This is a genomic window from Streptomyces sp. NPDC030862 (genome assembly GCF_055571835.1).
This window is the reverse complement of the sequence record NZ_JBVIEN010000014.1, coordinates 39,593-62,714: the sequence shown is the minus strand read 5'-3', so window position 1 is coordinate 62,714 and position 23,122 is coordinate 39,593. Positions and strand designations below refer to the sequence as shown.

20 protein-coding genes are annotated in these 23,122 nt (G+C 70.8%); 8 read left to right on the top strand and 12 right to left on the bottom strand.

Going from position 1 to position 23,122, the window contains the following annotated elements:
• The first annotated feature begins 125 nt into the window (after nt 1–125).
• Nucleotides 126–1,400 (top strand): ATP-binding protein, encoded by a 1,275-nt coding sequence (locus ACZ42X_RS30665; RefSeq protein WP_468296876.1) that lies wholly within the window; start codon nt 126–128, stop codon nt 1,398–1,400.
• On the top strand, nt 1,397–2,521 hold the full coding sequence (locus tag ACZ42X_RS30660) for a tetratricopeptide repeat protein (protein ID WP_468296873.1): 1,125 nt from the start codon (nt 1,397–1,399) through the stop codon (nt 2,519–2,521). The genes ACZ42X_RS30665 and ACZ42X_RS30660 overlap by 4 nt, the downstream gene beginning before the upstream one ends.
• A gap of 538 nt (nt 2,522–3,059) precedes the next feature.
• Here the strand turns inward: ACZ42X_RS30660 and ACZ42X_RS30655 are convergent.
• The gene (locus ACZ42X_RS30655; RefSeq protein ID WP_468296871.1) at nt 3,060–3,881 is read right to left on the bottom strand and encodes an APH(3'') family aminoglycoside O-phosphotransferase; all 822 of its coding nucleotides are present in this window, start codon (nt 3,879–3,881) and stop codon (nt 3,060–3,062) included.
• A gap of 320 nt (nt 3,882–4,201) precedes the next feature.
• On the opposite strand from ACZ42X_RS30655, the gene ACZ42X_RS30650 reads away from it, so the two are divergent.
• Nucleotides 4,202–4,870, top strand: a complete 669-nt coding sequence (locus ACZ42X_RS30650) for a DUF4232 domain-containing protein (protein ID WP_468296868.1) — start codon at nt 4,202–4,204, stop codon at nt 4,868–4,870.
• Between the two features lie 114 nt (nt 4,871–4,984).
• Here ACZ42X_RS30650 and ACZ42X_RS30645 read toward each other — a convergent pair whose 3' ends face one another.
• From ACZ42X_RS30645 to ACZ42X_RS30635, 3 genes are all read right to left on the bottom strand, one after another.
• Nucleotides 4,985–5,557 (bottom strand): antibiotic biosynthesis monooxygenase, encoded by a 573-nt coding sequence (locus tag ACZ42X_RS30645; RefSeq protein WP_468296865.1) that lies wholly within the window; start codon nt 5,555–5,557, stop codon nt 4,985–4,987.
• A gap of 874 nt (nt 5,558–6,431) precedes the next feature.
• The gene (locus tag ACZ42X_RS30640) at nt 6,432–6,827 is read right to left on the bottom strand and encodes a hypothetical protein (RefSeq protein ID WP_468296863.1); all 396 of its coding nucleotides are present in this window, start codon (nt 6,825–6,827) and stop codon (nt 6,432–6,434) included.
• A 201-nt stretch (nt 6,828–7,028) separates the two neighbouring features.
• Nucleotides 7,029–7,418 carry a hypothetical protein gene (locus tag ACZ42X_RS30635; RefSeq protein ID WP_468296860.1) on the bottom strand — a complete coding sequence of 130 codons (390 nt, stop codon included), beginning with the start codon at nt 7,416–7,418 and terminating at the stop codon, nt 7,029–7,031.
• A 246-nt stretch (nt 7,419–7,664) separates the two neighbouring features.
• Between ACZ42X_RS30635 and ACZ42X_RS30630 the strand changes: the two genes are divergently transcribed.
• Together ACZ42X_RS30630 and ACZ42X_RS30625 are read left to right on the top strand one after the other, a co-directional pair.
• On the top strand, nt 7,665–8,141 hold the full coding sequence (locus tag ACZ42X_RS30630; protein ID WP_468296857.1) for a hypothetical protein: 477 nt from the start codon (nt 7,665–7,667) through the stop codon (nt 8,139–8,141).
• A 549-nt stretch (nt 8,142–8,690) separates the two neighbouring features.
• Complete coding sequence (locus tag ACZ42X_RS30625) at nt 8,691–9,833, top strand: N-acetyltransferase (RefSeq protein WP_468296854.1); 1,143 nt, start codon at nt 8,691–8,693, stop codon at nt 9,831–9,833.
• 35 nt (nt 9,834–9,868) lie between these two features.
• Here the strand turns inward: ACZ42X_RS30625 and ACZ42X_RS30620 are convergent, their stop codons facing one another.
• The 6 genes from ACZ42X_RS30620 to ACZ42X_RS30595 form a co-directional block, all read right to left on the bottom strand.
• The gene (locus ACZ42X_RS30620) at nt 9,869–12,148 is read right to left on the bottom strand and encodes an MMPL family transporter (protein ID WP_468296852.1); all 2,280 of its coding nucleotides are present in this window, start codon (nt 12,146–12,148) and stop codon (nt 9,869–9,871) included.
• 142 nt (nt 12,149–12,290) lie between these two features.
• Entirely contained in the window at nt 12,291–13,307 is a 1,017-nt protein-coding gene (locus tag ACZ42X_RS30615; protein WP_468296849.1) for an NAD-dependent epimerase/dehydratase family protein, read from the bottom strand.
• Between the two features lie 41 nt (nt 13,308–13,348).
• Nucleotides 13,349–14,569, bottom strand: a complete 1,221-nt coding sequence (locus ACZ42X_RS30610) for a beta-ketoacyl-[acyl-carrier-protein] synthase family protein (protein ID WP_468296846.1) — start codon at nt 14,567–14,569, stop codon at nt 13,349–13,351.
• Nucleotides 14,566–14,841 carry an acyl carrier protein gene (locus tag ACZ42X_RS30605; protein ID WP_468296843.1) on the bottom strand — a complete coding sequence of 92 codons (276 nt, stop codon included), beginning with the start codon at nt 14,839–14,841 and terminating at the stop codon, nt 14,566–14,568. The genes ACZ42X_RS30610 and ACZ42X_RS30605 overlap by 4 nt, the downstream gene beginning before the upstream one ends.
• 118 nt (nt 14,842–14,959) lie before the next feature.
• Entirely contained in the window at nt 14,960–16,198 is a 1,239-nt protein-coding gene (locus ACZ42X_RS30600; RefSeq protein ID WP_468296840.1) for an aminotransferase class I/II-fold pyridoxal phosphate-dependent enzyme, read from the bottom strand.
• 638 nt (nt 16,199–16,836) lie between these two features.
• Nucleotides 16,837–17,577 carry a class I SAM-dependent methyltransferase gene (locus tag ACZ42X_RS30595; RefSeq protein WP_468296837.1) on the bottom strand — a complete coding sequence of 247 codons (741 nt, stop codon included), beginning with the start codon at nt 17,575–17,577 and terminating at the stop codon, nt 16,837–16,839.
• Between the two features lie 112 nt (nt 17,578–17,689).
• Here ACZ42X_RS30595 and ACZ42X_RS30590 point away from each other — a divergent pair, with 112 nt between their 5' ends.
• Nucleotides 17,690–17,866 (top strand): hypothetical protein, encoded by a 177-nt coding sequence (locus ACZ42X_RS30590; protein WP_468296835.1) that lies wholly within the window; start codon nt 17,690–17,692, stop codon nt 17,864–17,866.
• A 447-nt stretch (nt 17,867–18,313) separates the two neighbouring features.
• Nucleotides 18,314–20,368, top strand: a complete 2,055-nt coding sequence (locus ACZ42X_RS30585; protein WP_468296832.1) for a PA14 domain-containing protein — start codon at nt 18,314–18,316, stop codon at nt 20,366–20,368.
• A gap of 240 nt (nt 20,369–20,608) precedes the next feature.
• Here the strand turns inward: ACZ42X_RS30585 and ACZ42X_RS30580 are convergent, their stop codons facing one another.
• Entirely contained in the window at nt 20,609–20,818 is a 210-nt protein-coding gene (locus ACZ42X_RS30580) for a hypothetical protein (protein ID WP_468296830.1), read from the bottom strand.
• 619 nt (nt 20,819–21,437) lie between these two features.
• Nucleotides 21,438–22,388: a TIGR03620 family F420-dependent LLM class oxidoreductase gene (locus ACZ42X_RS30575; RefSeq protein WP_468296827.1), complete on the bottom strand. Its 951-nt coding sequence runs from the start codon at nt 22,386–22,388 to the stop codon at nt 21,438–21,440.
• A 108-nt stretch (nt 22,389–22,496) separates the two neighbouring features.
• Here ACZ42X_RS30575 and ACZ42X_RS30570 point away from each other — a divergent pair, with 108 nt between their 5' ends.
• Nucleotides 22,497–23,087 carry a TetR/AcrR family transcriptional regulator gene (locus ACZ42X_RS30570; RefSeq protein WP_468297057.1) on the top strand — a complete coding sequence of 197 codons (591 nt, stop codon included), beginning with the start codon at nt 22,497–22,499 and terminating at the stop codon, nt 23,085–23,087.
• Nucleotides 23,088–23,122 lie beyond the last annotated feature (35 nt).

The window sequence follows — 23,122 nt, the reverse complement described above, 5'->3', positions numbered from 1 at the left end:
CGGCACCACTTAGAAAGGGTCCCAGGAGCGTCCGGCGCGTCCGTCGGCCGGTCAACCGGTCCAGCCCACGCCCGTATGCACACCACCCCGAACCCCCGTCGTACGCCGGGCGTAGGCTGTGGATCATGCCCGACGACTCCCCGCTCCTCCAGAGTCTGCGTACCGCCGTCGCCGCCGCACCCACCGACGTACCTCTGCGACTGCACCTCGCCCAGCTCCTGCTGGAGGCGGGCCGGTCAGACGAAGCCGTCGCCGAGGCTGCCGCGGCCCTCCAGCACGCGCCGGGCGACGCCCAGGCCCGGGACCTGATGGCCCGGGCGATGGGCACCCCGGTGGCCCCGGCCCCGGCGGCTCCTGCCGCTCCGTCGGCACCGGCGCCGGCGCTGCAACCGCCGCACCGGCGGCCCGGGTTCGACTGGAAGGCCGCCGAGCAGCAGGTCGGTGACGTCGTGCCGCCGCGCTTCGTCGAGACGCCGGTCCGCGCGGACGGGCAGGACGACCCCGGGGACGTCGACGCGTGGGACGTGGAGGGGCCCGGCACCGTACGGCTGGCCGACGTCGGCGGCATGCAGGACGTGAAAGACCGCCTGGAGGCCGCCTTCCTCGCTCCGCTGCGCAACCCGGAACTGCGCAGGCTGTACGGCAAGAGCCTGCGCGGCGGGCTGCTGCTGTACGGGCCGCCCGGCTGCGGCAAGACGTTCATCGCGCGGGCCGTCGCCGGCGAACTCGGCGCCGCGTTCCTGTCGGTGTCGATCAACGACGTGCTCGACATGTGGATGGGCAACTCCGAGCGCAACATGCACGAGGTCTTCGAGACCGCCCGCCGCCAGGCGCCCTGCGTGATCTTCCTGGACGAGCTCGACGCCCTCGGCGCCAAGCGCAGCCGCACCGCGCACAGCGGCATGCGCAACACCGTGAACCAGCTGCTCACCGAACTCGACGGCATCGACTCGGCGGCCAACGAGGGCGTGTTCGTACTGGCCGCCACCAACGTCCCCTGGGACGTTGACCTCGCCCTCCGCCGCCCCGGCCGCCTGGACCGGACGATCCTCGTCCTGCCGCCGGACGCCGCCGCGCGCGAGGCGATCCTCCGCTACCACCTGCGGGACCGACCCATCGAGAACATCGACCTGGGCAAGCTCGTCAAGGCCACCGACGGCCTGTCCGGCGCGGACCTGGCCCATGTCTGCGAGGCGGCCGCTGAGCGGGCGCTGCTGGACTCCGCGCGCACCGGAACCATCCGCATGATCGGCATGAAGGACCTGCTGACCGCCGCGAAGGAGGTCGTCCCGTCCGCCGAGCCGTGGTTCGCCTCCGCGCGGAACGTGGCCATGTTCGCCAACCAGGGCGGCATGTACGACGACCTGGTCACCTACCTGAAGAAGAGGCGCAAGCTGTGACCACGGCCGTACACCCCGCCGTGGAGCGGGCCGACCTGCTCATCGACCTCAAGCGGTACGACGAGGCCAGGGAACTGCTGGCCCGCCGGCTCGCGGAGGACCCGGAGGACGTACGGGCCTGGGTCAAGCTCGCCCGCAGCCACCTGTGCGACGAGAAGGACGGCGCCAAGGCCCTGGAGGCGACGGAGCGGGCGCTGGCGCTGGACCCCGAGGACATCGGGGCGCTCGTCATGCACGCGCACGCCCTCCGGGAAGTGCGCCGCTTCCCGGAGACCGAGGAAGTGCTGCGCGAGGTGATCCGCCTCGCCCCCGACTACTGGTATGGCTACGCGTTGCTCGCGAACTGGCTCTGGCGCATCAAGTCGTTCCGCGCCGCCCAGGCCAACGGCGGCGAGATCCCGCGCGAGGCGTACCTGGCCGCCCTACGGGAGTCCGGCGAACTGGCCCGGGAGGCCATCCGGCTCGGGCCGGAGGAGGTGTACGGCTACGAGGTGGCGTGGTCGATCGCCGACCTGGCGGGCGACCGCGACGCCGCCGACCAGCTCGACGAGGCCATCCTCCGCCTCGACCCGCAGCACGAGGAAGCCCTGGAACGGTGGACGCAGAGGACGGCGGCGGCCCCCGGCGTGAAGGCGGCGGAGGCCGCCACCCTGTACGCCGACGCCCTGGCCTCCGCCCCCGACTCGACGCCGATGCAGCGCGGCCTGGACGAGGCCTCGTACCGCCTGCTGCGCGGCGTCCGCTGGCTGGCCCTGCTCTGCCTGGCCCTCGCCGCCGTGGGCATCGACCTGTTCGCCACCCAGGGCGAGACCCGGCGCGAGCTGCCCCTGCCGCTCGGCCAGCGGCTCTGGGACCTCGTCCCGATGGCCGTCATCTGGGCCCTGGGCGCCCTGCTGCGGTACCGCCGCCTCCGCGCCGGTATCCGGGTCAACCTGCGCTCCCTCGTACGGCGCCGCACGTGGCCCCGGATCGTCCTGGCCCAGGCGGCGTGGGCCATGCTCTGCGCGCTGCTGATCACCCAGATCCCCTGGACGGACCGTACGGTCCTGCACGTGCTGTTCTGGGCCGGCCTGGTCCCTGCGGCGGCGACGATGTGGTTCGACCGGAAGAAGACCGGCTGACGCGAAGCGAGCGGGCGCAGTCCGCTACCGGCACGTCGTACAGCCGGCTGTTCCGACATTCATGACCGGCTCCACGACCACCGTGCACGGCGTCCGCTCCTCCTCGCGGAAGGAGCCCGCCGACCCGGTGCGGGAGTTCATCACGGACAGGCGTGAGGGGTTCGCGTTCGGGCCACCTCGCGCCTGCGGCACCGCGCGCCTGCGGACGGCCGATCGACGTCGGCACGGCCCGGTCCCCTCGCGGGAAGCCCCGGAAGCCGACGCCCGGTCCGAGCCGCCGCAGCGAGACGGGCACCTGGTAGGAGCCGGCGGCTCCGGCGCGAAGAGAGTCGTGCGGCACAACCTGTCCTGGCCCGCCCCGACGGCCCCAGGGGGCCTCGATCAAGGGCTGCAGCGAGGGCCTCAGAGGAGGCCACGGAACACGGTCCCCCATGAGCTGGACGGCGGCCATGCGACTCACCCGTGCGGGCAGGCCGCCCGGACTGCCCATCGATCCGGCATCCGGCTATGGGAGGCCCGATGGTTCGCGCGACATCGGTCAGCCCCAGGTGAGCGGGTCGAGATGGAGGTAGAAGCGCAGGCGGTCGTGGTCGAGGACGATGCCGTACCTCTCGGCGAACGCCATGTCCGCGGCCCGCGCCCGCTCCTCGTCCGCCCATGTCTCTCGCGCGTTGGCGAGCAGCAGCGCCAAGTCGGCGTAGCGGTCGGCCAGTCCGAGGCGGCCCATGTCGATGAAGCCCGAGACGTCCAAGGTCCTCGGATCGAGGATGATGTTGGGCAGGCACAGGTCTCCGTGGCAGACGACCGTGTCGGCGGCTTCCTGCTCCCGTCGCCGTGGGACCTGTCGGGTGAGGCGGTCCAACAGCTCAGCCGGGGGCGTGTGCTGCTGTTCGTCGGGGAGGAACTCCGGATTGACGGCGTTACGGGCCACGACGTCGCGCGCCACAGCGACCATGCCGTCCAGGTCCCGGCGGAATGGGCACTGCGACACCGGCACCTCGTGCAGTCGGCGGACCGCGTCCGCGATGCGTCCCCAGGCGACCTGCAGATCCTCAGCGGGCACCTGATCAGCCGGTACCCCGGAGACGGCACTGGTCAGCAGGCAGGCGCCCGCGTCACCGGAGTGCCAGTCGAGCACTCGGGGGCCGGGTACACCCTGACCGTTCAGCCATGCGACCCGGTCACGTTCGGCCTCAAGGTCGGCAGCATCCGCGGCGCGAACGCATTTGGCATACCGGGTGGCGTCCGCGCTGCGAAAGACAGCGGCTCCCGACTCGCCCGTGGTGACCGCCACCCAGCCGCCGTCGTCGATACCGAGGAGCGCCGGCGATATGGCTTGAGGCCCGTGGTGATCGCTCATGGCGGCCACTTTAACCAGCCCGCTACCGGCTCCGGGCCGCAATTTTCCCGCTGTCGGCGGGTACGACGCCGACCCGTCGGCAGGAACGCGCGGCTGCCCCGTAGAACTGCAGGGCGGCAGTACGGCGAAGCCGCCATGGGCCGGGGCCCGCATACGGCGCAACGGGCCAGACGGCCCCCAAAGGGCTGCACGGAAGGATGACCTCCACGTGCTAGGTCCGTAACGATCAGACGGGACGCGGTCCGCGAAGACGCCGAGCGCGCAGAATTCCAGGGTCGGTCACATCGGCCGGTTCATGGCATCGCATACGGGGGATCACCATGCACGCCGCCCGCAAGAGCTGGAAGAACTACACGCTCGGGATAGTCGCCGTCGCCACGCTTCTGTCGACCACCGCCTGCGAGCCGGGTGGCACGGATCCTGGCACCGGCGGCACTTCGTCCGGCACTCCGAGCGCGACGGGTTCGGCGAAGCCGAGCCAGTCCAGCACGGGCCCTTCCGCCAAGCCCACTGCTCCGCCGGAGCCCACCGCCTCCGCTGAGCCGGCCGCCGCCGCCCCCTGCAGCGACGAGAACGTCACCATCACCGCCACGGCCGAACCACGCGACGAGCTCAGGCACCTACTCCTCACAGCCGTCAACAACGGCGACCGGCCCTGCACGCTGTACCACCACCCGACCGTGACATTCGAGAACGACAGCCTGCCACCCGTCGTGCCGATGGAGTCCCCGACGCGGGGCCTCGCCACCATCGGCCCGAAGCAGAAGGCGTACGCGGGCCTGCTCTTGTACCGCGTGGAGGAGAAGGTGGCCACCGCCGAGACGCTGACCGTCGGCTTCCAGGGCCGCGTCCCCAACACCGAGGCAGGCAACCCGATCAGCGCCGAGCTGCCCACCGAGGTGACGTTCTTCCACGTCGGTACGAACCCACAGGTCACCCTCTGGAACAAGGACCTCAAGGCCGTCCAGAGGTACATGTTCGCAAGGTGACGGTCGAACCGCACGAGGAGCTCGCCGAGCGGGCTGGCGTCGTTGGCGGCCGACCATGCGGCGCTGTGGCGGTCGTACCTGCAAGGGGGACGGACATGACCGTGGTGGGGCGTTTCAGCCGTTGAGCCATCGGCGCAGGAGGCGGCTGACGGCCGGCATGGCGGCGTAGGTCATCAGGACGTTGTAGACGCATGCGATGACGGCGCTGCCGAGCGCCAGGGGCAGCATCGTCAGGTGCGGCACGAGGACGTAACTGCCGAGCAGTGTGATCGGGTAGATCGCGAGGGTGGCGCTGATGGCCATTTTCCAGCGCGGGGGTGCGGGGCGCGTCGAGCCGGGCTTGGCGAACCAGGTTTCCATGCCGGTCAGCGTGCGCCGGGCGATCTCCGTGTGGTGGTGTCCCTCGCAGTTGGCGAACCATGCCGCGCGTTGTGGTGACTCCTGCCAGGCCCGGCATGCCTCCGCGTCACGGAAGCGGTGCACCAGGAACCAGGGGGCGCCGTTTCCGGAGGAGCGGAACAGCCCGTATCCGAGGTGCCCTGGGAAGCGGGACGCGGAGTCGAGGATGCCCTGTGCCCACTGCTCGAAGGCGGCTTCGTAGCCGGGTTCCACTTCGCGGGCTATCAGCAGGGTCACCTCCCCGGCATCGGCGGGGACGGCGGCGTGCTCAAGGCTCGGCGCAGACATTCGATGGTTCTCCTCGTCTCACGCCGCGCCCAGGGACACCTTACGGTGTCACCCCACCGCCTGGCCCGGCCGCCTGTGTGTCGCGTCACCGGGAGCCTCCGGGAGGCGACGGCAGTCGGCCCAGGCGGTCGGCGGCCTGGGCGGCGGCGGGGCCGGGGGCCACCACGCCGCGGGGCGAGGGGCAGCGCGCGCATGCCCTGGCCATGAGGCGGCTGGATGAGCGGCGTCGGCGCGTAGGGCTGGTTGAGGGCGATTCGTCGGGATGATGGCGAATTGTCCGCTCTCCGATGTTGGCCGGCCGTGGGAGAGGGCGGCGCCGACCGGTGCGGCGAGGTGCCGCAGGACCGTGCTGTTGTCCGTGCTCGCTCCCGTCGTCCCGGCCTGTCGTTACGCCGGCCGCCTGGCCGTGCCCGACGCGAAGGATTTCCGTGGTCAGGTGGGGGGCGGGTGGTGGGCTCAGCGTGAGTGGTGAAAGCCGGTGTGAGCCCGAGGCCCACACCGGTTGTGCGGTGGTCTGCCTCGTTCATGGTCGACCGGACCTGGTGACGATCAAGATCGCCGTCGCGCACGCTCGGTTTCTGCGCCGGGCTGATGGCAGTCCGGCGCCCGCCTGCCCCGGCTGGCGCCGGCACGTCGAGGGCGCTGGCAAAGCGGCGGCTCTACGGTGCCGCCCTCCGCCGGGCCGGTCCTGGCTGCCCGCGCGGGATCGGCGTACAGCTGGCTGGAGTGCGCGCAGCGCCTTGAGGCATCTGCCGGCCACGGCGGGAAGCTGCCCGTGCCGGGTATCCCTTGCGGCGCGAGGTGCCGATCATGGTTTCCTGGCCCACATCGTCGGCATCAGGATGCCTGGGCAGCAAGTTCAGCACCTCAGGGCTCAGGATGTGGTGGCGGGCTTGTCGAGGTGCCGCATCGCTTCGCAGTGGGCGCTCATCCGGCAGCTCACGCTGCCGCTGGTGAACATGATCGCTCCGGCGAGGGAGACCGGCACTGAAAGCCCCAGGACGGCCAGGGCCTCGGGCCAGTCCCGCTCGTGTTGACACCAGTCTCCGCGGTACAGGCCGTCGTTGGCGGTAGCTCGGTCGGTGAACAGGCGTGACTCGCATTCCGCCGGGTACTGGTCGCCGGCGTCCGTGTCCGCCTCGTACGGTGTCATGAGCAGTACGGCGCACCACGCCCACAACACCGTGGCCGCGGACAGCAGTCCGATGCCCCACGCCCGCACCCGCCGGGCCCGGTCGCGGAAGTCCAGGTCGTAGTCATGTGTTCGCATGCCGCCTGAAGCTAGCAGCACCCCTCAACGGTCGCGTGCCTGGGCAGCGGCACCCCGGAAAGGGCCGGTCCGGGAGCCTTGCATGACTGATCGTTCCCCACTGCCGTCCCCTGATGTTCCCACCGGCGGCTCCTTCGAAGCCACCGCGAGACGGTCAGGCGGCGGGTTGCCGGCCCTGGTTGTCGAGGAGGCGGCAGGCGGTCAGGCGTCAGGGTCGACTTCGGGGTGCGTGAACCGTACGGGCTTGCCCAGCGAGCGGGCGTAGGCGATTTCGGCTCGGGTGCTGTCTCCGATGTAGTCGCCGACTACGAGCACCTCATCAGCGAGCCGGATCTTCGCCCGGTGCAGATCACCGAGTCGCACCTTCAGCGCCTCGGCCTCGACCGGATCGGACCAAAGCTCGTGCGGCGACTTCATGTCACAGGCCGGTTTGACGACGATCTTCCCGGCTTTGGTCTCCCGCAGATCGATCTCGTTCATGTCGGTCATGAAGCGGGTGGAGCCGCAGATCACGACGATACGCGGGAGGCTCAACAGCTTCTTCGCGTCGGCGAGCTTCTCCTCGGGGGTGAGCAGTTGCGGGTGTGACACTGGTTCCTCCTGGTGGTGTGGTCCAAGGGGTGCCTGCGGAGACGAGAACGAGGGTGCCCACGATCGTTTTGTGACGAACAACATGGAACAGCATCGACTCAGAGGGGCTGTCCGTCCCTGCGCGGAGGCGGGCCGGTGATGGCTGACGCGATAGAACTTGCTGACTGCGTGCGGCTGGAGCATCGGCGAGGCCGCGCTGCTGCGGTGAACCTGCGGTGAGTGAGCACGGGAGTGAGTGGAACAAGCATGGACGTTGAGATTCAGCCGCACGTCGGCGTGGGACCTTTCCGGTTCGGTATGCCCTTCGACGAGGCGATGGAGATTGGTGAAAGGCTGGGCCGGATCAGCTGTCAGCCCGGACGTGAGCGACCGCCGGGGGTGTTCGTCGTCAACCTCGACGACTCCGCCTTCCAGTTCGTCCTGTCATTCCCCGAGGGCGGGACGCTGATCGGGGTGGAGCTGTGGCGTTTTCGCAAGGAAGACGCGGATATCCGGGTTGCTGTTGACGGATTGGATGTCTTTCGTATTCCCAGTGAACAGCTGGTTGAACGGCTGAAGGAAAACGGGCACTCGCTATCCCACGACGATGATTTCGGTACCTACGCTTTTCCCGAACTCAAGATGTCCTTCGCCAACAACAGCTCCTACGGATACCCCGCCGACGAAGAGGGTTACCCGCTGTACTTCGACTACCTCCTGGTCACCACGAGGCCTGTTTCATGACGTGGCGGTCGGCGGCGGCAGCGCAACGGGGAGTCCATGGCGTCCCATGAACCCGCACGTCGGCCGTCCCGTCGAGCACACGGATCGCCGCCGTCGACGGTCTGGACGCGGTCCTGCGGACTGCGTCTACAGGGGTGATCTGATACAGGAGCTGGCGGAGGCAGGAGCGTGCACGGCAGACGCGTGCCTGATGGACTGTGCATTCCGGTCAGTGCCGGGGGACGGGCGCGAAGCGCCCCTCAATCTCTCCTCAAAGAGGTGAAGTGGCCGGCTCCGTGGCTGTCCGCACGCTCAACGGCCACCTGTTAGTCACTGCCGGAGACCGCGAACAACATAGGTCCGCGCACCGGCTCGGCAGGGGCCCCCGCGACGGCCGAGTGGGTACCGCCGGCCGTTACACCCACGCTGCCTATGCGGCGGGTGGAGGCCCCGGCAAATGGGTGTCAGTGGGCGTGCTCGAGTGCGCGCGGCGTCGTTAACAGGTTCAGCCATGCCGCCCAGTCTGGGGCGGTGCGGTCGTCGACCGAGAAGAAAGCTGTGCCTGTGTCCGTGGACGTTCACGTCGAGATTATCCCCGTCCGTACGTCGGCCGAGCGTGCCGCCTTTGTGCGGCTGCCCTACCAGCTTGGTAAGGACCTGCCATTGTGGGTCCCCCCATTGTTGTCCGAGCAGCGCGAGCTGTTGAGTGAGCGTCGCAACCCGTTTTTCGCGCGCGGCCGCGCCGGGCTCTTTCTCGCCCGCCGTGCGGGCAGGATCGTGGGCCGCATCGCCGCACACGTCGACCCGCGTTTCGAGGAGCACCACGGGGAGCCGCAGGGGTTCTTCGGGTTCTTCGACACCGTCGATGACCTCGCTGTCACCCAAGCCCTGACGCAGGCGGCGGCAGACTGGCTGGCCGGTCAGGGCCGGCCGACGATGCTGGGACCGATGTCCTTCACGACCAACGACGAGTGCGGCGTGCTCGTGGACGGGTTCGACCAGAAGCCGGCCGTCATGATGCCCTACACGCCGCCGTACTATGCGCGGCTGTTGGAACAGTGCGGCTTTACGCCGGCCAAGGACCTGCTGGCCTGGGAGATCGCGGCCACCCTCCATCAGGAGCCACGCTTGGTGCGCGCCGCCGCCCGCCTCAACGAACACCGGGCGCTCAGCGTACGCCGTGTCGACATGCGGCGCTTCAAACAGGAGGCGGAGCTCGTCCGCACCCTCTATAACGCCTCCCTCGGCGGTAACTGGGGGTTTTGTCCCATGGGGGTGCGCGAGTTCGGAATCCTGGCCCGCCGGCTGAAGCAGGTGCTCGAGCCGGATCTGGCTTTCATCGGCGAGGTGGAGGGCCATCCAGCCGGGTTCGCCATTGCCCTGCCCGACCTCGCGCCGGCGTTCACCGCGGCCCGGGGCCGCTTGTTCACCTGTGGCGTGCCGGTGGGCCTGGTCCGGTTCCTGCGGGCCCGACGCCGAGTGACCCGCGCCCGGCTGATCGCCATGGGTGTCAGCGAAGAGTACCGCGGGCGTGGGCTGGAGCTGCTGATGTATCTGGCGCTGTCCGAAGCCATGCAGGCCCGGGGATACGCGGGGGGCGAAGCATCCTGGGTGCTGGAGGACAACCGGCACGTCAACGCGGCCACCGCGCGCGTCGGGGGGCGGGTGACCAAGCGGTACCGTCTCTACCGGCGGTCTGTGGGCGCCGGGTGAGAAAGGGGTGGGCGCACGGCGGCCGCCCGGGGCGGTCAGGTGTCGGCCATGTCGTGCTCTTCCGGGCGCGCGGGTGCGGGCAGGGTGGGCGCCCGCCGCGCCCCTGCACGGCGGCCTACGAAGGCCGGTGCCCACCAGTTGGCGTCTCCCGTCAGCCGCATGAAGGCGGGTACCAGGACGCCGCGGACGAGCGTGGCGTCGACCAGGACGGCCAGGGCCAGCCCCACGCCGACGATCTTCAGTGTCACCACGCCGGAGGTGGCCAGGCCGGCCATCGCGACGGCGAAGACGAGCGCGGCGACGCTGACGAGACCTCCGGTGCGGGCGACGCCGAAGACGACGGCGCGAACGTGATCGTGGTGGAGGGCGTAGTGCTCCTTGATGCGTGCCAGCAGGAACACCTCGTAGTCGATGGTCAGGGCGAACGCGATGGCGCACAGCAGGGGTGGAACGGTCATGTCCAGCCAGCCGGTCGCTGTGAAGTCGCCCACCAGCCATTGCAGGTGGCCGTCCTGGAAGATGTACACCATGCTGCCCAGGCTCGCCGTCAGGCTGAGTGCGGCCAGGGCCAGCGTTTTGAGCGGGATGAGGACGGATCGCGTGTAGAGGAACAGCAGCGCGAATGTGGTCACGGCGATGAGGAGTCCAGCCAGCGGTGCCCGCCGTGCCAGGGCGTCCTCGGCGTCGACCTGGCGGGCCGGTGTACCGCCCACGAGGTGCTCGCCGGGGGCGGGGAGGCTGCGTAGGCGGTTCACCAGGTCATTGGCCGCCTGGGACTGGGGTGCGGATCGGGTGGCGACGGTCAGCAAGACGGGCCTCCCGGCGCGGGTGTTGTCGGCGGGCGAGGTTTCGGCGACTGGGCCCAGCCGTTCGCCGTCCTGGTAGCTACCGGTGGGGGCGGTGACGTGCGTGACGGCCGGGAGCGCTGCGACGCGCCGCGCATAGCGGTCCATCGCCGCGGGTCGGGGAGCGGTGGTGAAGACGATGAGCACGTCGCGGTCGGGGTGGGTGGGGAAGTCGGCGCGGATCGTCTCCGCGGTGCGCCGGACATCCATGTGGGCGGGCAGGGCTCGCTCGTCGGCGAAGCCCCACCGCGCGTGTGCGAAGGGCCAGACGAGGGCGGCCAGCAACACCGTGCAGGCGATGCCGGCCAGCCATGGTGCACCCGTCGCCCACAGGGCGACCCGTCGCCAGCCGGGGCTCGTTGTCGCCGCCCGGTGGCCCAGCCGGTGGCCCAGCAGGGCAAGAAGTGCGGGCAGTACGACGGTGCTGGCCAGCACGGACAGCACGACCACCGTGATGCCTGCCAAGGCCATGGAGCGCAGCCACGGGAAGGGCATGACCCATACGGCACAGAAGGCCAGGACGACCACGCCCGCGGAGACGGCGACGCTGCGCCCGGCCGTGCCCGCGGAGGAGATGACGGCGGCGGGGGTGGTGAGCCCCCGGCCTCGCTCTTCCCGGTAACGGGTGACGATGAGCAGGGCGTAGTCGACGGCGAAGCCGAAGCCGAGCGCTGTCGCGATGTTGAGGGAGTACGCCGACACCTCCATCACCTGGCTCAGCAACTGCAGCATGGCCCAAGTGCCTGCCACCGTCAGGGCACCGATGAGCAGCGGGAAGAGGGCCGCGAGCGCGGATTTGAAGGCGATGAACAGGATGACGAGGGTCACGGGTGCCACGATGGCCTCGGCGAGCGCGAGGTCGCGCGCCCCCTGTTCGGCGCCCTGGCCGCGCGCCCAGGCCCATCCCGCCGCCGTCACGTCCAAAGAGCCCTGTCGTCCGGTCAGGCGCGGTACGACCCGGGCTGCGGTGCGCGTCTGCTGGGCCTCATCACCCGCCAGGTGGATGGTGATCAGGGCGGCCCGCCCGTCGTGGGAGCGTAGGGCGGGAGCGCGGGTGTGCCAGTAGGCATCGGCCCGTACGACCCCGGACTCGGCGCCCGCGCGCCGGGCCAGCGCCAAGCCGTCGGCACGGGCCCTGGGGGAGTCGATCGATCCGTCGGCGCGCAGGTGCAGCAGCAGCCCGGGGGAGGCGCGGCCGGGCTGGCCGGTCAGTGCCGATTCCGCGCGCTCCGACTCCGTGCCGGTGGCATCGTAGCCGCCGGTCGACATGGGCTGTGACGACCAGCTGGCCGCCGCGCCCAGCAGGGCCACAACGGTGAGGACACAGGCAGCCAGCGTCAGGAGGGGATGCCGCACGCTGTGGTGCGCGAGCCGCTGGAGCACCCCCGTCCAGCCGGCGGGAGGGTCCCCCGGGACGGCCTCGCGGGCCGCGAGCCGGCCCTGGGGCCGGCCACCCTCCAAGGTGTGCAAGCCGTTGGGTGACGCATCGGGGGGAGGTTCGCTACTCACAGGAGATCTCCACAACATGCGGGGTGCTCAAGGGATACGAGAAGGAGAGGAGAGGCGAGTCCGTGGCAGTGCAAGGTCGCCGCCAAGGGCCGGGGCTGTCCGGTCAGCGGCAGCTCATGGTTCCTGCCTGTGTGACGGCGGCGTGCAGACCGACCTCGAACTCGATGCGGTGCAGGAAGCCCAGTTCGCGACGCGCCCGCTCCGGCGAAGCCGTCCACGCCGGGCATACCGCCTCGCGCGCCTTGTCCCGGTTCAGCGGCGGAATGTGCCCGAAGGGCAGGCTCGCAGCCTCGGCGAGCGCCCCGGCTGCGCGCACGAGCGGCGCGGGCACCTGTAGCAGGCGTGCCGGACGGCGGCGCAGGGCGGCTCCCGCCGCGTGGACGAGGTCGGCGAAGACGTGCTCGCGCCCGTCGGACAGCTGGTAGAGACCGCTGTGCGGGTCGTCCCGGCGGACGGTGCTCCCCGCGAACGCGGCCGTGAGCAGGCCCTCGCACAGGTCGTCGACGTGCAGCAGCGAATACCTTTTCTCCCCGCTGCCCGGCTGCAGCGCGAGGCCGCTTCTGGCCATGGCCAGCAGGGAGGGAAGGAACGCCGGGTCGTCGGGACCGTAGACGATCGGCGGCCGCACGATCACGATCGGCAGGTGGTCGCCGTAGTGGCGGGCGACGTGCTCCGCGGCCAGTTTGCTGCGCCCGTAGCAGGACACCGGAGTGACGGCGTCCTCTTCACGGCGGGGGCGGTCAAGCCGGGAAGGGCCGGCGGCGGCCAGCGAGGAACACAGCACCACGCGCGGGGATGTACGGCTGCGTGCCAGCGTCTGCAACAGGGTGCGGGTGGCGTGGACGTTGCTCTTCTCGAACTGTGCCCGCCTGTTGGCACGTACGGCGCCGGCCAGATGCACCACCGCGTCAACGCCGCTCAGGGCCTGGGCCAGGTTGTCGCCCTGTTCCAAGTCGACCGTGGCGAAGCGGACGGGCCAGCCGTCAAGAACGCCGCGGTCGGAGCGCTGACGCACGAGGGCGACGACCTGGCCACCGGAGCGGATGATGTGCCGGCACAGGCGGCGGCCGATGAAGCCGGTGGCACCGGTCACTGCCACGCGCGTACTGGACAGTTCCATGGGCCGGGCTCCTTGGCGTCTGGTCGGGGGTGTGGGGCGGTTCAGGGGGCACGCAGAACCAGGACGGCGTTCATGCCGCCGAAGCCACAGGCGTTGCTGAGAACGGTGCGCATGCGGGTCGGGCGAGGTGCCTTGGTGACGATGTCCAGGTCGACTTCGGGGTCGGGCGTGTCGAGGTTGGCCGTGGGCGGGATTTCCTGCTGTTCCAAGGCCAGCACCGCGCAGGCGGCCTGGACGGCGGCCGCGGCCCCCAGGCTGTGGCCGAGGGAGCCCTTGAGAGCGGTGACAGGCGGGGGCCCGGACGAAAAGACCCGGCGCAGGGTGCGGGCCTCGACGAGGTCGCCGACCGGGGTGCCTGTGGCGTGGGCGCTGACGTGATCGATGTCGCTGGCCTCAAGGCGGGCATCGGCGAGTGCGGCGGTGATGGCCTGCTGCAGTCCCCGCCCATCGGGGTGCGGGCTGGCGAAGTGATAGGCATCTGTCGAAGCGCCGTACCCGGCCAGCAGCGCCCGGATGCGGGCGCCGCGCGCCCGGGCGTGTCCGGGGCGCTCCAGTGCCAGGACGGCGGCGCCCTCTCCCAGGACGAAGCCGTCCCGTTCGCGGTCGAAGGGGCGGCAGGCACCGGCCGGGTCGTGCCCCCGCCGTGACAGCGCCCGGGCCCGGGCGAAGGAGACGGCGGTGATCTGCGAGCGGCCGGACTCGGCGCCACCGGCCAGGACGACGTCGCACGCGTTGGACCGGAGGAGGTCGCGGGCGATGCCAAGGGCGTGATGGCCCGAGGCGCAGGCGCTGGCGACGGTGAAAGCCGGGCCGCGGCAGTCCAAGTGCGTGGCGACCTCGCCGGCGGCCATGTTGGGGACGCTGCGCGGCACGGAAAGCGGGGAGACCAGATGCGACTGGCCCCGGCTGATGTGTTCGCTCAAGGTGACGTAGGTCAGCAGGCTGTTGCTGCCGACGCCGAGGATCACACCGATACGGGCCGGGTCGACCTGGCCGACCAGGCCGGCTTCCTCGGCCGCCTGGCCGGCGGCCACCAACGCCAGGTGGATGAACGGATCGGTGCGCCGCACCAGCGCCATCCCCAGGTGGGCCTTGGGGTCGAAGTCCCGTACGGCACAGGAGAAGTCGACGGGCAGGCCCGCCAGGACGGGATCGGGAGCTGCGCATGACTGGCCGGAACCCAGCCGCTCCCAGGTGGCCCGTGTGCCGATACCCGCCGGCGTGAGGAGGCCGACAGCGGTGATCGCGATGTCGGACGTCACGGCAGCTCGCTGGAGAGTTGTGCCGCGCGGTCCTGTCGGCCGGTATCGGCCAGGGCCCTCAGGTCGGCGACGGTGGTGAGGCGCTCGAGGTCAGCCGCATCGACGGCGGCCGCCGCGGTGATGTTGTGCTTCACGGCAAGGACGGTGAGGAGTTCCTCGACGAGCAGCGAGTCCAGCCCGAGATCGACCAGGCGGGTATCGGGGGTGAGGCGGTCTGGGGCGGTGCCCGTGATGTCGGCGAGAGCGGCGACGACGGCGTCGTACGGGTTCAAAGGCGTGCGCGTCTTTCCCGAAGAGCAGGGGCCGGCGTGGCGCTGGCCCCTGCGAGCGGAGCGGATGGGCATTGCGGGCGCGGCAGTCCCCCCGGAAAGGGGGCTGAGCGGCGGGTGGTCAGGGCAGGGGGGCTGCCGGGCCGGGGCTCGCGCCCGCCGTTGGCCGGGGCATCGAAACGGGCGGCGGCGCGTCGTCGGGGTGGGGTGCGCGCAGATGGCGGTCCACGGCGTCCAGGATCCGGTCGATGTGTGACGGCGTATGCGCGGCACTGACCGAAAGTCGCACGACGGCCTCGGTCCCGGGGACGGCGGGCGGCAGGAAGAGCGAGGCGAATACGCCCTCGTCCAGCAGTCCCTTCCAGACGCGGGTACCACGTTCCATCGGCCCGGCGGGCAGGGCCACCGCAGGGCCGAAAGTGTCCCCGACGGTGCGCCCCTGCTCGGCCAGGCCCTGGTGGAGACGGCGGGCGGCGTCCCACAGGGCGGTGCGCCGCTCGGGCTCGGCGCGGATCACGCGCACCGCGGTGAGCGCCGCTGCGGCGGCGGCCGGCGCCATGGAGGCGGAGTAGGCCGTGGCGCGGCCGTAGTGACGCAAAGCAGTGATCGTCTCGGTGTCGCCGGCGACGAACCCGCCGATCGAGCCGAATGCCTTGGAGAACGTTCCGGTGATGAGGTCGACGGCGTCCTCACAGCCGAAGTGCTCGGCCGCGCCCCGCCCGTGCGTGCCGTACACGCCGATGTCGTGGGCGCTGTCCACGATGAGCGAGGCACCGTGACGGCGGGTTTGTGCGGTGAGGTGCGGAAGCGCCGCGAGACGGCCGTCCAGGGAGAAGGCGCCTTCGGTGACGGCCGTCGCAGGCCGGCACTCGTCGGCTGCCTCGGCCAGCAGGGAGCCGAGGTGTTCGGCGTCGTTGTGGCGGAAGGTGCGGTTGAGTGAGCGGCCCAGGCGGAACGCGTCCACGAGGGAGGCATGCGCCTGCCGGTCGGCCACGACGAGGTGCCCGGGGGCGAAGAGGTAGGCCAGCGTCAGGTTGGCCTGGAAACCGGTGGTCGCCAGCAGGACGGCGGGCCGACGTAGGAAGTCGGCGAGTTCCGCCTCCAGTTCGACGTGGAGCGGCATGGTCCCGGTGAGCAGTGGGGAGCCGGAACAGGAGGTCCCCAGTTCGCGGGCGGCCCGTGCTGCCGCTTCGCCCAGCCGCGGATCACACGCGAGCCCGAGGTAGTCGGACGAGGCGGCATTGATCACCTGCTTGCCCTCAACGACGCTTTCACCAGGAGCGTTACATCTCTCGAAGACCCGGAAGTAGGGATACGAGTTTCCGCAGGCGGCGATGTCCTCGCTGATGGGAGGGAGCATGCCGCCCCAAGCAGGCATCTCCGTACGGCTTTCCGTCCTGGTCCACATAGATAACGGAAGGTAGCAGACGCGCTACTCTGTGTCACGAACGCGCAATGGTGACCCGCCCGCCGAATCCATCAACGCCTGCACCCGGCGACAGCCGGAAAGCGCAGCCCGGCGGCGCGGGCGGCCGGTTGTCGCAGGGAGGCCGCAGCTTGCGGGCGCGGCGGGTCCAGCTACCGGATGAGTGTGCGTTCCTCGACGCTCTACGGCCTGCCGGATCAGTGACGCGTCGTTGACCGGTAAGAAAGGGAACGGCCCGGCCTTTTCTTGATGACGGGACCTGTATCACTCAGCCGAACCGCGATCGCCCTCAGATCCGTCATGAACCGCAGGGAGCGGGAATGCCCGAGGAGGCGGCCGCCCCCGGAGTCATCGGCGCAACGAAGCCGCCTTCGCGCTTCTGCTCACCAAGCGCCCTTCCGCTCGCACGCCACCTCTCCTGCGGACGGGGAAAAGCGAAAAATATTATGCAATGGGTCAACTCGTCGCTCGAATGGCCGAAGAAACGCATCCCTGATCCGGGCAGCCAACCGCCGATCGAATCCAGGACCTGTCCGGCGAGGGGATGCCTTCACGTCGCGGCTCGGCGGAACTTACGGTTTGTGGGTTACCCAGAGCAGTTCCGCCGGCCAGCGGTGTGCCCAGTCGGGTGGGTCGGTTTCGTTGTAGCCGTTGGGCGTTCCGAGTTCGGGCCGCGGCTCGATGAGGTCGTCGATGATGAGACCCGCGCCGCGCAGAACCTTGACCCAGCCGCCGTAGGTGAGCTGATAGCTGGTCGCGCCGTCGCCTTCGGCGATGGTGTTCAGCCCGAAGTAGTCCTGCTGCAGCGTCGTGGTCACGCGGCTGGCGGCTTCGTCGTAGCAGGCTTCGAACCAGGGGCTCGCGACGTTGAACACCAGACGCCCGCCTCGGCCCAAGACGCGTGCGGCCTCCGGGACGGCCAGGTGCGGGGGCGCCCAGCTGAGCCCACCGAAGTCGCAGAACACCAGGTCGAAGCTGTCGGCGGCGAAGGGGAGTCGTTCGGCGGCGCCTTGCACGAGCGGGTAGCGGGCCGCTCCCATCGCGTCGGCCGCTGCGGCGAGTTGGGCTTCGGACAGGTCGAGCCCGACCACGGTGGCGCCCTCGGCGGCGAGCGCCCTGGACCACTGGCCGGCGCCGCAGCCGAGTTCGAGGACGCGCTTGCCGGTGACGTCGCCCAGGGCGTGCAGGTGTGCGTCGGGGATGGAGTACATGCCCCACAGCCGGGGTGTGGCGCCGATGTGCGGATCGTGCTCGTGCTGGTAGGCGGCGCTGATCTTGTTCCAGAGCCGCCGGTTGGCGGGGATGCTGTCCACGGGCCGACTCCAGCACTGTCTGCCGGGGGCGGTCAACGCGATAAGGGAACTGGCCCGCGCTCGTATCGGTCCGGCCGTGGCTCGGCCGGGTCGCGGCTGCATCTTCCCGACCGTGCCCTGGGACGACCCCGAACGCGAGCACGCGGTCCTCTCCGAAGTCCCGCCCCGGCCCGCCGACGACCCTGACGCCCCCGGCCCCGGCGCGACCCCCGGCGAGACCCAGCGGACCGTGGCCGGCCACTGGCAGTGGGCCGTCACCCACCCGCGTGCCACCACCTCCGGAACGTGATCACGGGCAAAGCCGCGACCGTACCCCTTCGGCGAAGCCGACCGGAGCACGGGGTGTGGCCGCGCGCGGTTCGCCGTACTCTCTGCGTCGATTTGCCCCACGGCCGAAGCCGGCGCGCACCCTCCTGTTGGTGACGCGGCTACGTACAGCGGCGTCCACGACGTCGGTGCTGAAGACCCCGCAGCCTGCGGTCGCCATGTGCCCGCTGCTGCAGGATCGGCTCCTCGCAGACGCGAGCGGTCGAGCGCGCCGGCGGGCGGCTGATCGCCCTCGGCGCTGCGCCGCTCCGGCAGAACGGCCGGGACGTGCGCCCCACACCCGCACCGCACGTCGTACCCGAAAGAATGTGCGAGAGTTGGGGCAACCCCGCCACTGCCTCACGAGTCACACAGGCGTCTGATGTTTCAGGCGATCCGCCTTGGTTCGAAAGGAACCCTTTTCTCTGTGATGACTCGTACGCGGCTGGGCGCGCTGGCCGCGACGGCCGCCCTCGCCGCCGCCGGCGGCCTGATCACCGCCGTCCCGGCCTCCGCGGCCGTGACCTGTGCCTCTCCGGTCTGGACGGCGCAGTACTTCGCCAACACTTCCTTAAGCGGTACCCCGAAGGTGACCGCCTGTGACTCGGCCATCGCCGAGAACATGGGCTCCGGTGACCCGGCCGGCGTCACGCTGCCGAACGACAACTTCTCCATCCGCTGGTCCCTCACCCGGGACTTCGGCTCCGGTGGCCCCTTCCGGCTCGCCGCGGCCACGCAGGACGGCATGCGCGTCTACGTCGACGGCGTGCGCAAGATCGACCTGTGGCGGGACGTCTCCACCACCGCGCGCAAGACCGTGGACCTGAACATCCCGGCCGGCCGCCACACGATCCGCGTGGACTACGTCGCCTGGACCGGCTACGCCTACGCCGGGTTCACCTACGCCCCGCGCACCGACGCGAGCGTCGACACGGTCAAGCCGCTCGCCCCGACCGGCCTGACCGCCGCGTACAGCGGGGACACCGCCAAGACCACGCTGCGCTGGACGGCCAACAAGGAGATGGACCTCGCCGGTTACCGCGTCTACCGCCGACTGAGCACCGCCCAGTGGGCGAACGTCAGCGGCGCCTCGCCGCTCACCTCCCCCTCCTTCGTCGACGCGCCGCCCGCCACCGGGCAGACCTTCCTGTACGAGGTCCGCGCCGTCGACAAGGCCGGCCGCGAGTCCACCGGCAGCCTCGACGTCACCGCCGCGACGGTGGACCGTACGGGCCCGGCGGCGCCGACGGGGATCACGGTACGAAGCGACTCCTCCTCCACCAACACCCTGCGCTGGCAGGACGTCGCCGACGCCGATCGGTACGAGGTCCACGCGGCCGGCACGGACACCGGCCCGTTCACGCTGCTCGGCAGCGCCGACGGGGCGGTGTTCGAGGACCGGACCGCGCCGGTGAACAACAACCGGTACTACCAGGTCCGCGCGTTCGACGCGGCGGGCAACGCGGGCGCGTTCTCCGCCACGGCCGTCGGCGACGGCGTCGACCGCACCCCGCCGCAGGCCCCGACCCTCACCACCGGGGACGCCCGCCGGGACGGCAACCACATCCAGTGGACCATGCCGGGCACCTTCTTCCAGGAGCACGACAACGGCGGGCACTTCCGTGTCCACCGCTCGCCGGGCACCACGCTCGACCCCGCCCAGCTCACCCGCGTGACCTGCAGCTACTACATCGTGCAGGGCTCCGATCCCATGGAGGGCCACTGCAGGGACAGCGGCATGACCAAGGGCGCGTACTACACCTACGCGGTCACCGCGGTCGACGCGGCCGGCAACGAGTCCGAGCCGTCCGCCCCGGTCACCCTCCGCACCGCTGACAGCGTCGCGCCCGCCCCGGTCACCGGCGTGAAGGCCACCCCGCGCAAGGACGGCGTGCTGGTGAGCTGGGCCGCCTCGACCGAGGACGACCTCGCGGGCTACAGCGTCTGGGTCGGCGTCCGGCAGGACGACGGCACGGTCCGGTGGATCTCCGCGGACTGCCGGATGGGCACGGCCGACCCGCTCGCGGCCCTCTGCGGCGACCTGCCGGACGGCGAGTGGAACGTGTACGCGGTCGTGGCGAAGGACCGCTGGAGCAACGCGCTGTGGCTGAGCGACCCGAGGATCACGATCGTCGAGGCCACTGAGCTCAACCTGCTCCCGTCCGTACCGGTGAGCAAGGATTGGCCGGTGGGCACCGCGACCCACACCACGGTGATCGGCTCCCCGGAGCCGTCGATCAACTGGAAGTGCGACAACACCGCGCTATGCGGCACGGTCACCGGCTACCGGATCAACCGGTGGAACCCGGAGACCGAGGCGTACGAGCCCCTGCACGGCGGGCTGCTGCCCGCGGAGACGCGCAACTACACGGACTCCACCGCGACCAGGGGCGAGACGTACTTCTACACGCTGGAGGCCGTGCGGGCCGACGGCGGCCTGGTGGGCGTCTACCCGTGGTACACCGTCGTCCAGGACCGCGTCTGACGGACTGGGACAGTCCCCTGGAAGGGCGTGGATACCCCTCCAGGGCCGCCGGATGACCCAAGCGGCCGGCCTCCCTTACGGAGCCGGCCGCTTGGCACGTCGCGGGGTGACGGGCGGCACCGCGCAGCCGGCGCCCGGCGGGGGGCGCGCAATGAACGAACCGACCGCACGGCCCAGCCCCATCAGCGGCGGCACGACCGGCTGGAGGAGCCCCTCGCCGGCGACACCGACGGGCGCGGGTCACTCGGGTGTCGTGCCGGTACGGGCGATGGTGCCCAGACCCCCTCTCGGGGTAACGAGCGTCCCTCGCGGGAGACGGTCAACAATGATTAATGCGAGCCTGGTCAGGGCTGTCGCGACGACGAAGACGTCTTGCGCGCTCAGGTACCGCAGAAGTACGGCTCCGATGGCGTAGCCGAGGATGGCCATGCCGCCCGAGGTGATGTTCATTCAGCGAACGTGCCCGTGCATACGCGGAGGTCGGTACCACCTCGGCGAGCAGCCCCAGACGCGTTCCGATGCCCAGGGACCGGAAGAACCCCAGCACAAGGAGCAGACCGAACCGGGCAGCGAGCGGCAGCCCCTGGAACCGCCTGTGCGCGACACCTACGAGCGAGACGCACTGGAGCGCGACGAGGGTCCGGCGCGGACGGCTTCCGTCCGCGACCGACATCAGCGTCAGCGCACCGAGCACCGTCGCGAACGTGGCGCCGTACATGCTCACGGCTGTCAGGAACGGGGACTTGGTCTGGTGGTTGACCAGCGTGCCGAGCGCGAGGCCCGACCAGATCGCCGGCCTCACGGACGCGGATACGTAAGACCGACGACGCGTTGTGCGCCCGCTGGTGACCGCCGGCAGCCGCTGGTACGCAAGCGCCGGCGCAAGCAGGCCGCCACGGCCACCGGCATCACCGTGGAGACCAGGGCCTCGTTCGGCTCGGCTCCACCGCGGCGGTCGGCACTCCCGACGACGGCCGCTTCCGCCACCTCGCCGTGCACGCGCACCTACCCTCCCGGCGTACGAGCAGCGCCTGTTGGCGGCGGAACGGCCGCCTTGCGCGTTGGCCTGTCAGGTCGTTCGGCTCGGGGCGGACACCCGGCTCTGGCGCGGCACCAGAGCGGGGGCGAGCTCGCGCCATTCCCGTCGCGGCAGCCTGGTCGGGTCAGCGGTCAGCACCTGCAGGCAGACGTGGCCGGCTCCCGCCTGGAGGTGCTGCTGAACGCGGCGGCGGATCCCTTCCGTGTCTCCGTAGGCGACGATCGCGTCCACCAGTCTGCGACTCGGGCGGCCGACGATGTCCTCGTCTCCGAAGCCGAGCCGGCGTACGTTCGCCTCCTGGTGCGGCGCCATGGCCAGGTAACCGGCGACATGCGCCGTGGCCACCTCCCGGGCCCGGTCGAGGTCATGGTCGAGTACGACGGCCTGCTCCACCCCGAGAAACGCGTCCGGCCCCATGATCTGGCGTGCCCGTGCGGTGTGCTCGACGGGCACGAAGTACGTGTGCGCGCCCCAGGTGCGTTCGGCGGCCAGCTTCAGCATCTTCGGGCCCAGGGCTGCCAGTAGGCGGCGTGGGGCCGGGTCCGGTGCCGGACCGTGGGCGGGTGCCGTGTCCATGGCGTCCAGATAGGAGCGCATCGTGGTCACCGCCCTGCCGCGGGTCGGTACAGGGTGACCGTCCACTTCGTGCACGGTGTCGTCGACGCGGTGCCCGCCCAGGCCGAGGAGGTAGCGCCCGGGGAACGCTTCGCCGAGCGTGCGCGCCGCGGCGGCCGTGGCAAGCGGTTCCCGGAAAGCGATGTTGGCGATGCCGGATGCCACGGTGATGCGACGGGTCGCCGACAGCAGCAGCCATGCCTGGCCCACCGCGTCGCGGCCGAACGCCTCTCCGTACCAGAGGGCTCCGTAGCCCAGCTCCTCGATTTCGGCGGCCGATTCCCGCACGCGTCCGGCGGGCTGCGCTTCATAGGCGAAGGTCCAGATCCCGACCTGGCCGAGCCCTGCCGATGGGTCGTCCGTCATGCACACTCCTCGGTCAGCCGTTCCGGAGAGGTTCTCCGGTTGAGGTTCGCTACGATACGGAGAACTTCTCCGTTTCGCTATCCCCGGAGGCAGCAGAAAGGCGGGATGATGACGGCCGAACACCCCCATGCCGCGCGGCCTTTGAGGCGCACGGACGCGCGCCTCAATCGGGAACGCCTGGTGGCCGCCGCGCAGGAGGTGTTCACCGAAGCCGGCCCCGGGGCATCCCTCAACGAGATCGCCCGCCGGGCCGGGGTAGGCCCCGGCACCCTGTACCGGCACTTCGCGAACCGCCAGGTCCTGTTGACCGCAGTGCTCACAGACCGGGTTCAGGCCCTGTGCGAGCAAGCGGAGACGCTGCGCACCTCGGACTGCCCCGACGACGCCCTGGCGCAGTGGCTGGGTGCGTTCCTGGCCCATGCCCGTGCCAACCACGGCATGGGCAGCGCGCTGATGGTCAACGAGTCCGACGCGCCGGACCTCGACTGTCATCAGCTGATCCTGAACGCGGCGGACGGTCTGCTCACCCGAGCGCAACAGCACGGAACCGCTCGTGTCGACCTGACCGCCGGGGACCTGGTCCAGCTCATCACCGGGATCGGGCTGTCCACGGCCCGCGACGAGGACGCCGAACAGGCCCACCGGCTACTGGCTCTCGTGCTTGACGCTGCGTACGGGGCACCACGCCGAAGCACGTGATCTCCGCGCCCCCCTCGGGCCCCGGCCCCGGCCCC